A 12,988-nucleotide genomic window follows, 5' to 3' on the forward strand; every position below is an offset into this window, starting at 1 on the left:
GAAGAGAGCCCCTGACCGGCATTTCTGCTGGTCAGGGGCTCTCTTGCCCTGCTGTGGCGGGTGATGGGTTCGAACCATCGTAGGCTGAGCCGACGGTTTTACAGATGTCCTTGCCCTTCACTTGCCTCACCTGAAGCGCGGCTCACTGACCTTGGCCGCCGCCACTCCCGGATTAAGCCGCGGGCCAAGTGCTGGAAGAGCAGCGCCCCCAAAGCGAAGATTACGACGCGCCCCCAGAGGGGATCGTCACCGGACACTGCCCGAATCATCGCGCCGAGACCCCAGAGAAGTCCCAAGACAGTTCCCACGAACGCAAGAGCACGCCCGACGGCTGTATGCATGAGCCGAGTTTCGCAGCATTCCTCGGCCTCGTCACCTACGGACTTGGTTCCTCGGCCCCGGCCCACCGGCGAACTGGGGCCTGCCTGTTGCTGATGCTTCTGGTACATCAACCGCCACATCAACCCGGGCCCACACCAGCCCACGTACCCACATGTCAGCGATCACCTGGAGCCGAGGTCGGGCCGCCGAGGTGGGCGATCATGGTGCCTACTCCTGAAAAGCGGAAGGTCGGCGGTTCGACCCCGCCCCTGACCACAAACAGGCTCTGAACTGCATATATAGCATAGCTCGGCGGTGTACCGTCCGGGCTATGTCGCTTAATGAGCGGAAAACTTTCAAACCGCGTTCCCCGAAAATCCTCGACGCCGGCCCCTTCCAGCTCCTCATCGACTCCTTCGAGCTGCACTTGGCCGCCGAGAAGAAATCCCCCAAAACGATCCGCACCTACGTCGAGGCAGCGCAGTGGTTCGCCGGCGCCCACCTGCTCCCTGAACCGGACGAGGACACCGGGCTCGGCTGCGGCAAGACCCGGTGGGGCGAGGTGGTCGCCAACGACGTCCTGGTGTAGGTGGTGGCCGTGCTCGGCTCTTACAGCGACTTCTACGCCAACAACCAGTTCCGCGCACTCCAGCAGTTCTTCAAGTGGTACGCCGAAGAGGACCCCGACGAGCCGAAGCCCAACATCATGCTCGGCATGTCCCCGCCCAAGGTGGACGAGAAGCTCGTCCCGGTGTTCACCCCTGAAGAGCTGGACGCGCTGCTCAAGACCTGCAAGGGCGGAGGTTTCCAGGCCCGGCGCGATGCGGCGATCCTCAGCCTGTTCCGCGACGCTGCATTATCGCTCCCACCGGGCACTCCCGTGGTGGAGCTCAAGCGCACCACCTTCGAGGCGACCGGTCGCGCCGTCGAAGTGATGTGCGCGGTGATCGCAGCTGACATGTCGACCTTCGACTACCGCTTCCCCATCCCCGACTGAGGAACTACGTGCACATCACCTACTCCACAGAGCCGGCCCCGATTCCCGGACGCCGCAACGAGGACTACGTCATCGCCGGGCCCGACTGGATTGCCGTCCTGGACGGGGCAACTGCTCCGGCGGGAGTCGACTCCGGGTGCATCCACGACGTGCCGTGGCTCGTCGCGCAACTAGGCGGCGCGCTGGGACACGGCCTGGCGACCAGGCCGGGGGCCGCACTGGTGGGTATCCTCGCCGACGGCATCCGCGCAGTGATGGCAGCCCACGAGGACACCTGTGATCTGACCAATGTCGACTCGCCGAGTTCAACGGTCGCGGCGGTCCGCCGCCGTGGTGAGCTGGTGGACTATCTGGTGTTGTGCGACTCGCCGATCGCTCTCGTCGGCGCCAATGGAGCCCTGACGATGATCGACGACGACCGTACGGACCACCTGCCAGGCGGTCGTCCCTACAGCCTGGAGCTCGTGCAGTCGCTACGAAATCAGCCCGGCGGATTCTGGGTGGCCAGCACGAAACCGGAGGCGGCGTACGCGCTCCGTGGCTCCGTGTCGGCCGAGACCTTGAGTGGCATCCTCATGGTCACCGACGGCGTCACTCGGCTCATCGAGTGGTATGGGCATACCTGGGAGCAGCTTATGGAAACCGTGGCCAAGGCGGGCCCTGGGCAGTTGATCGCTCAGGTCCGTAGCGCGGAATTGGATCACGGTCCGATGAACGGTGGAAGGCGGCACGACGATGCCACGGCAGCCTGTCCTGGGTCTCCATGACGCCCTGACTCAACCCCCTGGGACGGCGGTCCGCCGTCCCAGGGGTGGCCGTGCCAGTCACCCGGTGCCGGAAGGCGCCGATAGCCGGGACGGACGACACGCGCCGCCCTATCCTTGGCGCATGGCCTTCATCGAGGAGCGCGTCGACACCGTCGAGAGCGACATCGCCGAGATCAACGGTCGTCTCGGACGCATCGAGGACAACCAGACCCTGCATGGCGAGGTGCTGGCCCGCCACACTGAGCAGCTCGCCGCGATACGCGCCACGCTGGAGGACCTCCGTTCGGGGCTCAACGTCCTGCTTGGCGAGGTCGACGCACAGAAGGCGTGGCGCGAAGAGTTCTCCTCCAAGGTCGCACGGCTGATCGCCAAGTCCGAAGACGTCGACGCGTAGCCCATGGGCTCTATCCAGGAGACCTGTGCGCGGATCGACCAGCATTGCGAGGTGATCCTCCGATGCCTCGCCGAACTCAAGGCCGGCCAAGTCGAGATCCGCGGCCTCCTCGCGCGCGTCGTTGCGCGGCTCGAAGGCGTCCAGCCGGAGAACTCTGCGGCAGCGGGGTAAACCACTCCGCTCCCGCTCCCTGCCGCATCTTTGGTGTGCCGGATCCCGACGCCGGAGATTATCGCCCCGCGCGTGGCCCTGCGCACGCGCGGGGCGCCTCCGTATCTTGGGGCTCGCCTCAGGGTACGGGCGCCAGAGGTTCTGCTGTTATGGCTGACTGATGATCCATTCGCCGGGCGCGTTACCGAAAACGCTGTCCCACGCCATCTGAAACTTCGCTGGCTTGGCCGTCTCGGGCATCTCGTACACCAGCACGCCTTTGCGGGAATCCCCGGGGGTGATCGTGACGTCGCGCAGATTGACGCCCTCCTTGACGTCTTGGAAGGTGTCGTCGTACTGCTGACCTTCGGCGTCGATCAAGTGGGAGTCGTTGCCGGGGTACTCGTCGTAGATCGCCTGGCCGGAGTTGGTGATCCGTAGTTCCACGGCTATCCACCTATGGCCAGCTTTGGGGTGCGAGTAGTCGTTCGCGGGGTTGGCCGCGATGAAGACGTTGGTGACGGCGACGTCGATCTGGGCGCCCGCGCCGTAGCCGCGCAGGGTGAGTGAGGAGCCGACATTCGTGGAGGTGGGCTGCGGGGGAGGAGCTTCCTGGGATGGTGGCGCCGGAGGCGAGGTGGTGGCGGTCGCGACGGGCGGCACAGACTCCGGCGGCGGGGGTGGCGCCGTAGTGGCTGGCGCGGTGGCGAGAGGCTGCTGCTGGACCGTCTGCGGTGGCGGCGCAACCGTGGTCACTGGAGCGGTGGCCCTGGGGAGTGGGTCGTAGGCATCTGCGGAGATATCGGGATTGGCGCACCCGGATAACAGCAGGATGGCGGCTAAGCCGGCGAGAGCGCGGGAGCGCATGGTGACTCCTGGGGGTGAGGCCGGTGAGACAGATGGTTGACGACTCGCTGGCTGAATGGGGTTACCTCCGGCGCCGATCATTCAGCGAACGGTGATCGCCGCGTTACCCTTCTCACGGATCACGCCGTCTACCTGCGGCTTTGAACAGCTTCCGCCTATGCGCATGTCGCTCATGTACGACGTGCGTTGATGCAGGTGGCTACGTCGCTCACAGCCGTAGACCTGAAAAGCGGAAGGTCGGCGGTTCGACCCCGCCCCTGACCACATCACCTGAACAGCCAAAACGCCCCGAGCAACCAAGCTCCGGGGCGTTTGATCTTTAATGACAGCAACCGCCGCCTCCGCTGCTGGGTCGTTCATGGCAGGCTGATGCTCGTGTGGTTACTCCCTTGGCCTGTGGCGAAGGATCCGGGTCAGGGCACATCAAAACCCGGCGCAGCTCATTCAGGTCAGCCGGTGCCGCCGGGAGAGATCAGGCCGGTCTCGTAGGCGACGACCACGGCTTGGGCACGGTCACGCAGGCCGAGCTTGGACAGGATGCGCGTGACATGGGTCTTCACCGTGGCCACGCTGAGGGTCAGCCGGTCGGCGAGTTCGGCGTTGCTCAGGCCGGTGGCGAGCAGGCGCAGCACGTCCAGTTCCCGAGGTGTCAGCTCGGACAGATCGCGGTGGAGGGTGGGCTTCACGTTGTCGCGGCGGGCGAAACGTTCGACCAGGCGGCGGGTGATGGTGGGCGCGAGTAGGGCGTCGCCGGAGCGCACCAGGCGTACCGCGGCCACCAGGTGTTCGGGGGTGACGTCCTTGAGCAGGAACCCGCTTGCCCCCGCGGCGAGCGCGGCGTACACGTAGTGGTCGAGGTCGTAGGTGGTCAGGATCAGCACGCGGGTGTCCTCGGCGCCGCCCGCGAGGATCCGCCGGGTGGCTTCGAGGCCGTCCATCTGCGGCATCCGGATGTCCATGAGCACGACGTCGGGCCTGGTACGGCGGACCGCGGCGACGGCTTCGTCCCCGTTGGCGGCCTCGGCCGCCACTTCGATGCCGTCGGCGGCGAGGATCATGCGGAATCCCGTGCGTACCAGTGCCTGGTCGTCGGCGATGACGGCGCGCAGCCGCTCGGTCATGTCGTCCTCCATGGGACGCGGGCCTTGATCCGGAATCCGCCCCCGGCAGTCCGTCCGGCGTCCAGAGTCCCGCCGTAGACACCGAGCCGCTCGCGCAACCCGATCAGCCCCCTGCCATCGCCGGTCCGTGGCCCGGCGCTCCGTGCCCCGCCGGTGTCGGTCACCTCGATCTCCAGCCAGTCGCCGTCATGACCGATCGTCACGAACGCAGCGGCCCCGGCTGCGTGCTTGATCGTGTTGGTGAGGGCCTCCTGCACGACGCGGTAGGCGGCGAGGTCCACTCCGGGGGGCAACGGCCCCGGCGGCGACACCTCGACACGCACCGGCACGCCGGCGGCGCGGACCCGTTCCACCAGGGCGTCGAGTTGGTCGAGCCCGGGTTGGGGTTCGAGGCCGTCGGAAGGCCCGTCGAGACGCTCGCCGCCCGGGCCGGCGAGCAGGCCCATGACATGGCGCAGTTCGGCCATGGCGGCCCGGCCGCCGGACTCGATTGCGAGGAGAGCCTGCTTCGACTGCTCCGGCTCCACGTCCATGACCTTGCGGGCCGCTCCGGCCTGGATCACCATCACGCTGACATTGTGGGTCACCACATCGTGGAGTTCGGCGGCGATCCGCGAGCGCTCCTCCGCGACAGCCCTGAGCATGGCGTCTGCCTGCGCCTGCTGCAACTCGGCGAGCCGATGCCGGCTGGCTCCCAGCTGTCGCCGCCAGAAACGGACGAAGCTCCCGAAGACGCCGACGCTCAGCAGGACGACGAACGGCCCCATCCAATTCGGCAGCGCAGGCGCGACGTCCCGGAAGGCGCCACCGGCGAGCCCGGCCGCGAATACGAGGCCACCCATTGCCAGGAACCTGTTACGGCTGTAGGCGACGGCACCGTACGCGGCGACAGCGCAGGTCAGCACGGTGATCCAGGTGGCACCCGCGTGGGTGGCCAGCGCCGCGGCCAGCACCACCCCGAAGGTGGTGAGCGGGTACCGGCGTCGCGCCGCCAGCGGCAACGCCGTGAGCGCCACAAGGAACGCGGGCGGGTCGTAGGGCTGAGGCTGGGCAGGCGCGTTGCCGGATGGGTCGCCAGGGGGTGGGAGTGGGTCGTTGGACAGGACGCCAGGAGGTGGTGGGTAGCCGGCCGGGGAATCAGGAGCCGGCGGGCGATCGGGAACCGGCGGGCGATCAGCAACCGGCGGTGGGGGTGGGTGGGCAGGTCGGAGCCGCAAGTACTCGATCACTTCGGGCTGATTCGCGACAGGGCCGCTCACCGGATATTTCACCGATACGGTCACCACGATGACCGTCAGGACGATCGCGACCACCACGTCGGCGGCGAGTGCTCTGCGAGACGGCCTTGGAGGTCCTTCGCCACTCAGGCCCAGTGTGTCCCGGACGCCGCGCCGGTCCGGATAATCCTCATCCGGTCGGCTGTCCAGGTCGAGCACATGCCGCCACCACGGCAGTCGTTCACCGGTTTCCACCGGCACATTGTCACCGCCTGCCTGTCCGTCACGCATCGGCCGTTGTGACGGGGCTCACGGTCTTGGGGAGTACATCGCAGGGATGACCTGACGGCCCTTCGTTCTCAGGAGGTACGCGATCTCGGCATGACGGCTGACGCGCACCGGCAAGGGCAGTGCCTAGTTTCGTTCTCGCCATCACGCCGCTCTGACGCCACATCCTCGACCTCGCCGAAAGCGTCGAGGCGCTGTTCATGCCCGCCTTTCGGACCACCTCTCAGGAGGACACAGCGTGACTTCTGTTCTGCAGGCCCAAGCACTGGGCAAGAGGTACGGCAAGCGCTGGGCGCTGCGCGAGTGCACCATCGACATCCCGGCAGGCCACGTCGTCGGGTTGGTGGGTCCCAACGGAGCCGGCAAGACCACGCTGCTGAAGCTGGCCGGCGGCCAGTTGGAGCCCACGACGGGTGACATCACGGTGCTCGGCGGGCGGCCTGGGAGCACGCATGCGCAGCTGGCCAGGGTCGGGTTCGTCGCCCAGGACACCCCCCTCTACGCGGCACTGACCGTTGCCGAACACCTGCGATTGGGCGCCCGGCTTAACCCCCGCTGGGACGCTGCGCTCGCGCGGGAGCGCATCGGACAGCTCGGCCTTGTCCCCCCGCATCGGGCGGGCAAGCTGTCGGGCGGCCAGCGCGCCCAACTCGCCCTCACCCTGGGCCTGGCCAAACGGCCCGAACTGCTGATCATGGACGAGCCGGTGGCCTCGCTCGACCCGCTCGCCCGCCGCGAGTTCCTGCAGGTGCTGACGGAGGCCACCGCCGAGCACAAGCTGAGCGTGGTGCTCTCCTCCCACCTGGTCTCCGACCTGGAAAAGGTCTGCGACTACCTGATCGTCCTCGTCGACTCCCGCGTCCGGATGGCCGGGAAGGTCGACCGGTTACTGGCCACCCACCACCGCCTCACCGGCCCGCGCCGCGATCCCGACCGGCTCCCCGCCGACCAGCACGTGATCTCCGCCGGCCACACCGACCGGCAGAGCACCATCGTCGTCCGTACCGACGCCCCGATCCACGACCCCGCCTGGACGGTCAGCCGGCTCACCCTGGAAGACCTCGTCCTCGCCTACATGGACAAGCCCGCCGAGAACCGGCGGGCCGCCGTGGAGGTGCAGCGATGATCTGGCTCACCTGGCGCCAGTTCCGCGGCTCGGCCGTGATGATGGCCGCCGTACTCGTGGTTCTCGCCGCCGCCCTGGCCCTGACCGGCCCGAATCTGGCCTCCGGCTACGCCGCCGGGATCGCCGGCTGCACTCCGGACGACACCTGCGACCAGTTCTTCGACCAGTTCTTCGACGGATATCAACTCCCCTTCGTCGCCGTCAGCTTCGTCGTGCTGGCCCTGCCCGCTCTGGTCGGGCTCTTCTGGGGAGCACCGTTGATCACCCGCGAGCTGGAGGTGGGCACGCACCTGCTGGTGTGGAACCAGAGCATCGCCCGCGGCCGCTGGCTGGCGGTCAAGCTCGGGCTCGTCGGTCTGGCAGCCATGGCTGCCGCCTGCGTATGCGGTCTCGCGGTGACCTGGTGGTCCGATCCTCTGGACAAGTCGGCCGTTCTGGACCTGGCTCTGATGGCTCCTCTGGTGTTCGGCGCGCGTGGCATCGCCCCGATGGGGTATGCGGCCTTCGCCTTTGTCCTCGGCGTGACCATGGGCATGCTCGTACGCCGCACGCTGCCCGCCATGGCCCTCACCCTGGTCGTCTTCACCGCGGTCCAGTTCGCCATGCCGCTGCTGGTCCGGCCCCACCTGATGCCCCCGGTCACCGCGACCTTCGAGCTCAGCCACGTGAACGGGGGCGGCATCCACTTGCAGGGGCAGGGAGGCGGACCCGTGTACATATCCATGCGGCCGGGCGTTCCCGGCCGCGCGGGCGCCTGGGTCCTGTCCAGCGACCTGCTCGATTCGTCCGCACGTACGATCGCCGGCATGGGCGAAGAAGCGCCCCTCCCCATATCCGCGACGTCGGGACCCTGCGCACCGTCAGGGGGACCACCGAGCTTGGACCCGTGCTGGGTCGAGATCAACCGCCTCGGCTACCGGCAGCAGGCGACCTACCATCCCCTGGAGCGCTTCTGGCCCTTCCAGTGGATCGAGACCGGGATCTACACCTTGCTCACGCTCGGTCTCACATGGTTCTCCTTCTGGTGGATCCGGAGACGCCTGTCATGACCACCATCAGGACTGCGGCCGCCGTACTCGCCCTCCTCCTGGCGGCGGCCTGCACGGCGCCGACGCCACCGCGCACCCAGGCGAGCACGGCGGGCGCAACGGCCTGCGCGCGTCCCCAGGGACGGCTCGGGGCCGAGACGGCCACCACGATCGACGTCATCGAGCAGGCGTACTTCTGCATCCTCGGCAACTACTACAGCGGCCCGACGCTTGACGCCCGCTCGCTGCTGACCGCCGGATTTCTCGCCCTGACCCAGGAGATCAACCGCGACGGGCGCGACGTGCCCGACGCGACCATGCCGTCACTGACCGGCGACCGGGAAGCCGACTGGGCCGCCTTCGAGGCCGTCTACCGTAAGATCACCGATCAGGTGCCCGACCTGCGCGACAAGCCGGCCGTCGTCACCCTCGAAGCCATCGTGGCCGCCCTCGGCGACAACCACGCCCGCTGGACGCACGACGTCAACGTGCCGCCCGACCACTACGACGGAGACGGCTACGGTCTGGGTCTCCAGGCGAACGTCAGCAGCTCGCAGATGGACGGCAGCGCTTCCCGCGTGGCCCTTGCCCCGCTGTTCGTCACCACCGTGCTCGGCGGCGCGGCGCAGGCCGCCCGGCTGCGTCCCGGCGACGTCATTGAAGCGGTCAACGGGTCGGCACCGTTCATCGACGGCGACGCCACCCCGGCGATTGCCGCGCTCTATCCGGAGTATCCCAAGGCGCGCCCGGTCGAGTTGCGGCTCCTGCGACAGACCACCGGCCGCCGCTGGACGGTCACGCTCAAGCCCGGCCTCTACCCGCGTGATCCGGCCAACCTGCGGGTGGTGAGTTCGAAGCTGCTGGACGACGTCGCCTATGTCCGGATGACCGGATTCGTATCCGCCTCGTCGAACAGGGTGCTCAAGGCGATCTCCAGGCTGCGAACCGGCCGGACGCTGTCCGGTGTCGTGCTGGATCTGCGCGGCAACGGCGGCGGCAGCCCCGTGGAGGCGACCCGGCTGGTGAGCGCGTTCGTCCACGGCAAGATCACCGCCTACCAATGCACCGTGGACAACAGATGCGCGACCGCGCGGACCGACGACACCGTCGAACTGCTCCACCTGCCGCTGGTCGTGCTCATCGACCACGGCTGCGTCTCGGCCTGCGAGCACTTCAGCGCCGCGGTCAAAGACCTGCACCTGGGCCAGTTGGTGGGCACCAGAACCGCCGGCGTGATCTCCGGCCCGGCGCAGTCCTACCTGCTCGCCAACAACACCGTCCTGAGCTTCCCCGACAGGCACCACCTGGGGCCCGACCGCGAGGTGATCGACCGGATCGGCGTGCCGCCCGACCACTACGTGCCCCTGACCCCGCAGGACGCCGCCGCCGGGCGCGACCCCGCGCCGGCCAAGGCCCTGACCTTGCTGCACAAGTGAACGGACCTCTCCATGAGACAGACCCTGGCAGTCGCCGCGGGACTGGTCGTCCTGGCCGCATCCGCCTGCTCCGCACCCACCCCGCCCCGCTCCGACGCCCCGCCGGCCACGTCGGCCGGCCCCGCCACCCTGCCCGCCCCTACCGGCCCCCACCCGGTCGGCACCACCGCCCTGTACCTCAAGGACACCTCCCGCCCCGACCCCTGGGACCCCGACGCCGACGCCAGGGAGCTCAAGGTCACCCTGTGGTATCCGGCCGAGCAGCGCGACGGGCAGCGCTCGCCCTACATGACGCCGAAGGAGTCGGAGCTGCTCCGGAAAGGCTCGGGGATCGCGAGCACGCCGTACGACACGCTGAGCCAGACACGAACGAACGCCGTCAAGGACGCAGACCCGTCCGGGCGCAAGCTTCCGCTGGTGGTGCTCTCACCCGGCTTCACCAAACCGATGGGCACACTCACGTCCCTGGCGGAGGACCTGGGCAGCCGAGGCTACGTCGTGGCCGGCATCGACCACACCTACGAAAGCTACGCCACCACCCTGTCCGACGGCCGGGTCGCCGAATGCCTCGCCTGCGACAGCAACAGCGACCCGGGCTTCGGCGCCGGACTGGTCCAGGGCCGGGCCGCCGACGTGTCCTTCGTCCTCGACCAGCTGATCTCCAAATGGAAGCATTCCGACCTGATCGACCACAAAAGGATCGCGATGGTAGGCCAGTCGATCGGCGGGGCCGGCACCGTGGCGGCCATGGTCAAAGACCCACGCATACGCGCCGGAATCGACATGGACGGCACCACCTACGCTCGGATCCCCAAGAGCGGCCTCTCCCGGCCGTTCATGTTCCTGGGTGCGCAAGAGCATGTCCCGGGCGGCCACGACAATTCGTGGGACCGTGACTGGAAGCTGCTGACCGGGTGGAAGCGCTGGCTCGTGCTGTCGGACGCCGAACACCAGTCCTTCACCGACATCCCGCTGGTGGCAGACGTCCTCGGCCTCGAACCTCTCCCCGGCATGCTGCCCGCGGCCCGTGGCGCAGAGCTCACCCGCACCTACGTGGCCGCCTTCCTCGACCAGCACCTGAAGTCGCGGCGGCAGTCCCTCCTGGACAAGCCGTCATCACGCTACCCCGAGGTCAAGTTCTGCCCTGCGACCTGCGGTCAATCCTGAGACCCTGCGAAAAAAACCAGGAGCCGTATGGCGCTGGGCCTGCACCGTCGTGGCGGTGCAGGCCCAGCGCGGTGGTGTCACTTAGGTGATGCCAGGGTCAGTTCACTTGATGACTGCGAGGGCGTCGACGACACCAGCGCCGAAGAAGCCGTTGTCGTCGACGGTGCCGGTGCAGGCCGTAGTGTTCTGCGGGCACGACTTGAATTCGGCCCGCGCCTTGAGTTCGCTGATCATCTTGGCCGGCGACCATGACGGGTGCGCCGACTTCATCTGCGCCATGACGCCGGCGACGTGCGGGCTCGCCATCGACGTACCGCTCTTGGTGCCGTAGCCGTCGGCCCCCGTCCGGGTGTTCCACGTCGTCGAGTAGATCGACGAGCCGGGAGCCGCAACGTCGATCTTGCCGAGGCCGTAGTTGGAGAAGGACGACCGGACGCTGTCCAGCGTGGTGCCCACGCGCTGCAGGGACGCGACCGTCACGACACCGTCGAACTCAGCCGGGATGTCGTTGCAGTGGTTGTTGATCGTGCGCACGGTCGGTGTCGGCGCGTCGTTGGGGCTGCCCCTGTCCACGGTCTTGTTGGCCAAGTCGTAGTTGGAGTTGCCCGCCGCGGCGACGTGGACGACGCCCTGCTTGGTGGCCCACTCCACGGCGCGCCGGACGGCCTCCTTGCTGGCGGCCTGGTCGGGCTGGTCGTCACACCAGAACTCGAACGGGTCGATGTAGTAGGAGTTGTTCGTGACGTCCATGTGCTTCAGGCCCGACCACATGAAGCCGCAGACGGCGTACTCCGGGTAGATGTAGCCGTCGTTGTTGACGACCTTGACGGACGCCATGCGCACGCTCGGCGCGACACCGACGATGCCGATGTTGTTGCGGGCGGCGGCGATGGTGCCGGCGACGTGCGTACCGTGGTCGCTCGTCGTCGGGCGCCAAGCCAACGGCGTCTGATCCGGACGGCCGACGTTAGTGCAGTTGACCGAGTTCGCGACGTCGATATTGGCCTTGAGGTCCGGGTGTGTCGGCGAGATGCCGCTGTCGAGCACCCCGACGAGGACGTTGCGGTTGCCGTCGGAGATCGCCTGCGCCTGCGGGGCCTTGATCATTCGCATGTCCCACTGGACGCCCTCGTTGGGGTCGAGGCTCTCGCCAGGCTGCGGGTCGGACGGGATGTCGCCGTTGACCGGCTTCTTGGCACCCTTCTTGTACCCGCTGGCGCCGGGGCCCCACGGCGGGGCCAGGTCGGCCGGCGTCCCCTCGGAGACCCCGGCCGTGCGGGTGGCGCCGACGGAGGCGACCGCGTTGCCACCCTCGGCGGTGACGTTCGCGCGGAAGGCCGCGCGGTCGGAGTGGGCGACGACCACGCCGATCTCGGGCCAGGACTGGACGACAACACCTCCGGCGGCCTCGACCGCGCGCTCGACGAGACGAGTTTGGCCGGGGTTGGCGATCCGGGCGTTGACGACGTAGCTCATGAGCATCCCGTCGGGGATGTCCACGTTGACCGGTGTCGACGTCGGCTCTTCGGTGGTGGCCGCGCTGGCCGAGTCGATCGCGCCTCCAAGGAAGGCGGCACCCACCATGGCGAACGCTACGGCGGTGGCCGCGAGGCGTCGCTTGGGCAGGGCATGCTGCATGCGTTGCTCCTTGAACGGTGAGGCCGCGGCACCCATCGCCGCGGTCTGGCTGGCCCCGATTCCGAAAGCCCGAAATCGCCCCGAATCCGGCCTTTAGAATTGATTCGTGACGGTAACAGCTCGGTCATAAGTCGTTCAAGAGTTCACCGCTGCGGAAGGCCGACCGGACCAACCTGCTGGCCGGCGATCAAGCGCACAAGATGGTCATCTTCCGAATGGCGCTCCCGGGCTTCGTGTGCGTAGCGGTAGGGGTGATCAAGCGCCGGGGCGCAGGATCGGGGTAGCGCGACACGGAGCTGTACCAGCACCTGCTGGGCTGCGATCAAGGCCGGGCAGGTGCTTCACACGCCCTTCTGGGGCGCTGCGCGCGCGCGGGAGACCGGCTGTGACACCCGGGGGCAGCGTCCCCGGTGTTGCGGCAAGTTTGCCCCCGGACGGTCCGCAGTGTGACGAGACGCGGTTTGCTGCTCG

13 protein-coding genes and 1 tRNA gene are annotated in these 12,988 nt (G+C 68.1%); 10 read left to right on the top strand and 4 right to left on the bottom strand.

The window, feature by feature from the left end:
• The first annotated feature begins 517 nt into the window (after positions 1–517).
• The 6 genes from AB0M95_RS09980 (at position 518) to AB0M95_RS10005 (ending at position 2,650) form a co-directional block, all read left to right on the top strand.
• Positions 518–597: transfer RNA gene (locus AB0M95_RS09980), tRNA-Phe, on the top strand.
• Positions 598–652: 55 nt separating this feature from the next.
• Positions 653–910: a hypothetical protein gene (locus tag AB0M95_RS09985; protein ID WP_363761700.1), complete on the top strand. Its 258-nt coding sequence runs from the start codon at positions 653–655 to the stop codon at positions 908–910.
• Between the two features lie 9 nt (positions 911–919).
• Positions 920–1,318: a hypothetical protein gene (locus AB0M95_RS09990; RefSeq protein WP_363761702.1), complete on the top strand. Its 399-nt coding sequence runs from the start codon at positions 920–922 to the stop codon at positions 1,316–1,318.
• 8 nt (positions 1,319–1,326) lie between these two features.
• The gene (locus AB0M95_RS09995; protein ID WP_363761704.1) at positions 1,327–2,085 is read left to right on the top strand and encodes a protein phosphatase 2C domain-containing protein; all 759 of its coding nucleotides are present in this window, start codon (positions 1,327–1,329) and stop codon (positions 2,083–2,085) included.
• 121 nt (positions 2,086–2,206) lie between these two features.
• Positions 2,207–2,479 carry a hypothetical protein gene (locus AB0M95_RS10000; protein WP_363761706.1) on the top strand — a complete coding sequence of 91 codons (273 nt, stop codon included), beginning with the start codon at positions 2,207–2,209 and terminating at the stop codon, positions 2,477–2,479.
• A 3-nt stretch (positions 2,480–2,482) separates the two neighbouring features.
• Complete coding sequence (locus tag AB0M95_RS10005; RefSeq protein ID WP_363761708.1) at positions 2,483–2,650, top strand: hypothetical protein; 168 nt, start codon at positions 2,483–2,485, stop codon at positions 2,648–2,650.
• 147 nt (positions 2,651–2,797) lie between these two features.
• Here the strand turns inward: AB0M95_RS10005 and AB0M95_RS10010 are convergent, their stop codons facing one another.
• The 3 genes from AB0M95_RS10010 to AB0M95_RS10020 form a co-directional block, all read right to left on the bottom strand.
• A complete protein-coding gene (locus AB0M95_RS10010) occupies positions 2,798–3,292 on the bottom strand; it encodes a DUF4352 domain-containing protein (protein ID WP_363761710.1) in 495 nt (164 codons plus the stop codon).
• Between the two features lie 653 nt (positions 3,293–3,945).
• Positions 3,946–4,617, bottom strand: a complete 672-nt coding sequence (locus tag AB0M95_RS10015; protein WP_363761712.1) for a response regulator transcription factor — start codon at positions 4,615–4,617, stop codon at positions 3,946–3,948.
• Positions 4,614–5,633 carry a histidine kinase gene (locus tag AB0M95_RS10020; RefSeq protein WP_363761714.1) on the bottom strand — a complete coding sequence of 340 codons (1,020 nt, stop codon included), beginning with the start codon at positions 5,631–5,633 and terminating at the stop codon, positions 4,614–4,616. The genes AB0M95_RS10015 and AB0M95_RS10020 overlap by 4 nt, the downstream gene beginning before the upstream one ends.
• 727 nt (positions 5,634–6,360) lie before the next feature.
• On the opposite strand from AB0M95_RS10020, the gene AB0M95_RS10025 reads away from it, so the two are divergent.
• Genes AB0M95_RS10025 through AB0M95_RS10040 form a run of 4 tightly spaced genes read left to right on the top strand, consistent with a single transcriptional unit; the run spans position 6,361 to position 10,879 of the window.
• On the top strand, positions 6,361–7,248 hold the full coding sequence (locus AB0M95_RS10025) for an ABC transporter ATP-binding protein (RefSeq protein WP_363761716.1): 888 nt from the start codon (positions 6,361–6,363) through the stop codon (positions 7,246–7,248).
• A complete protein-coding gene (locus AB0M95_RS10030) occupies positions 7,245–8,297 on the top strand; it encodes an ABC transporter permease (RefSeq protein ID WP_363761718.1) in 1,053 nt (350 codons plus the stop codon). The genes AB0M95_RS10025 and AB0M95_RS10030 overlap by 4 nt, the downstream gene beginning before the upstream one ends.
• Positions 8,294–9,712: a S41 family peptidase gene (locus tag AB0M95_RS10035; protein ID WP_363761720.1), complete on the top strand. Its 1,419-nt coding sequence runs from the start codon at positions 8,294–8,296 to the stop codon at positions 9,710–9,712. The genes AB0M95_RS10030 and AB0M95_RS10035 overlap by 4 nt, the downstream gene beginning before the upstream one ends.
• 12 nt (positions 9,713–9,724) lie before the next feature.
• Positions 9,725–10,879, top strand: a complete 1,155-nt coding sequence (locus tag AB0M95_RS10040) for an alpha/beta hydrolase (RefSeq protein WP_363761722.1) — start codon at positions 9,725–9,727, stop codon at positions 10,877–10,879.
• A gap of 102 nt (positions 10,880–10,981) precedes the next feature.
• On the opposite strand, the gene AB0M95_RS10045 is transcribed toward AB0M95_RS10040, so the two are convergent.
• Positions 10,982–12,517: a S8 family serine peptidase gene (locus tag AB0M95_RS10045; RefSeq protein WP_363761724.1), complete on the bottom strand. Its 1,536-nt coding sequence runs from the start codon at positions 12,515–12,517 to the stop codon at positions 10,982–10,984.
• Positions 12,518–12,988: the final 471 nt, after the last annotated feature.

Origin of the sequence: Sphaerisporangium sp. NPDC051017, from assembly GCF_040683095.1 — a bacterium.
GTDB lineage: Bacteria > Actinomycetota > Actinomycetes > Streptosporangiales > Streptosporangiaceae > Sphaerisporangium.

What these genes read in the sequence shown, in the direction of transcription:
- AB0M95_RS10035 (WP_363761720.1), top strand. Translation starts at nt 8,294, where the DNA reads ATGACCACCATCAGGACTGCGGCCGCCGTACTCGCCCTCCTCCTGGCG.
- AB0M95_RS10040 (WP_363761722.1), top strand. Translation starts at nt 9,725, where the DNA reads ATGAGACAGACCCTGGCAGTCGCCGCGGGACTGGTCGTCCTGGCCGCA.
- AB0M95_RS09985 (WP_363761700.1), top strand. Translation starts at nt 653, where the DNA reads ATGTCGCTTAATGAGCGGAAAACTTTCAAACCGCGTTCCCCGAAAATC.
- AB0M95_RS10005 (WP_363761708.1), top strand. Translation starts at nt 2,483, where the DNA reads ATGGGCTCTATCCAGGAGACCTGTGCGCGGATCGACCAGCATTGCGAG.
- AB0M95_RS10030 (WP_363761718.1), top strand. Translation starts at nt 7,245, where the DNA reads ATGATCTGGCTCACCTGGCGCCAGTTCCGCGGCTCGGCCGTGATGATG.
- AB0M95_RS10015 (WP_363761712.1), bottom strand. Translation starts at nt 4,617, where the DNA reads ATGACCGAGCGGCTGCGCGCCGTCATCGCCGACGACCAGGCACTGGTA.
- AB0M95_RS10045 (WP_363761724.1), bottom strand. Translation starts at nt 12,517, where the DNA reads ATGCAGCATGCCCTGCCCAAGCGACGCCTCGCGGCCACCGCCGTAGCG.
- AB0M95_RS10000 (WP_363761706.1), top strand. Translation starts at nt 2,207, where the DNA reads ATGGCCTTCATCGAGGAGCGCGTCGACACCGTCGAGAGCGACATCGCC.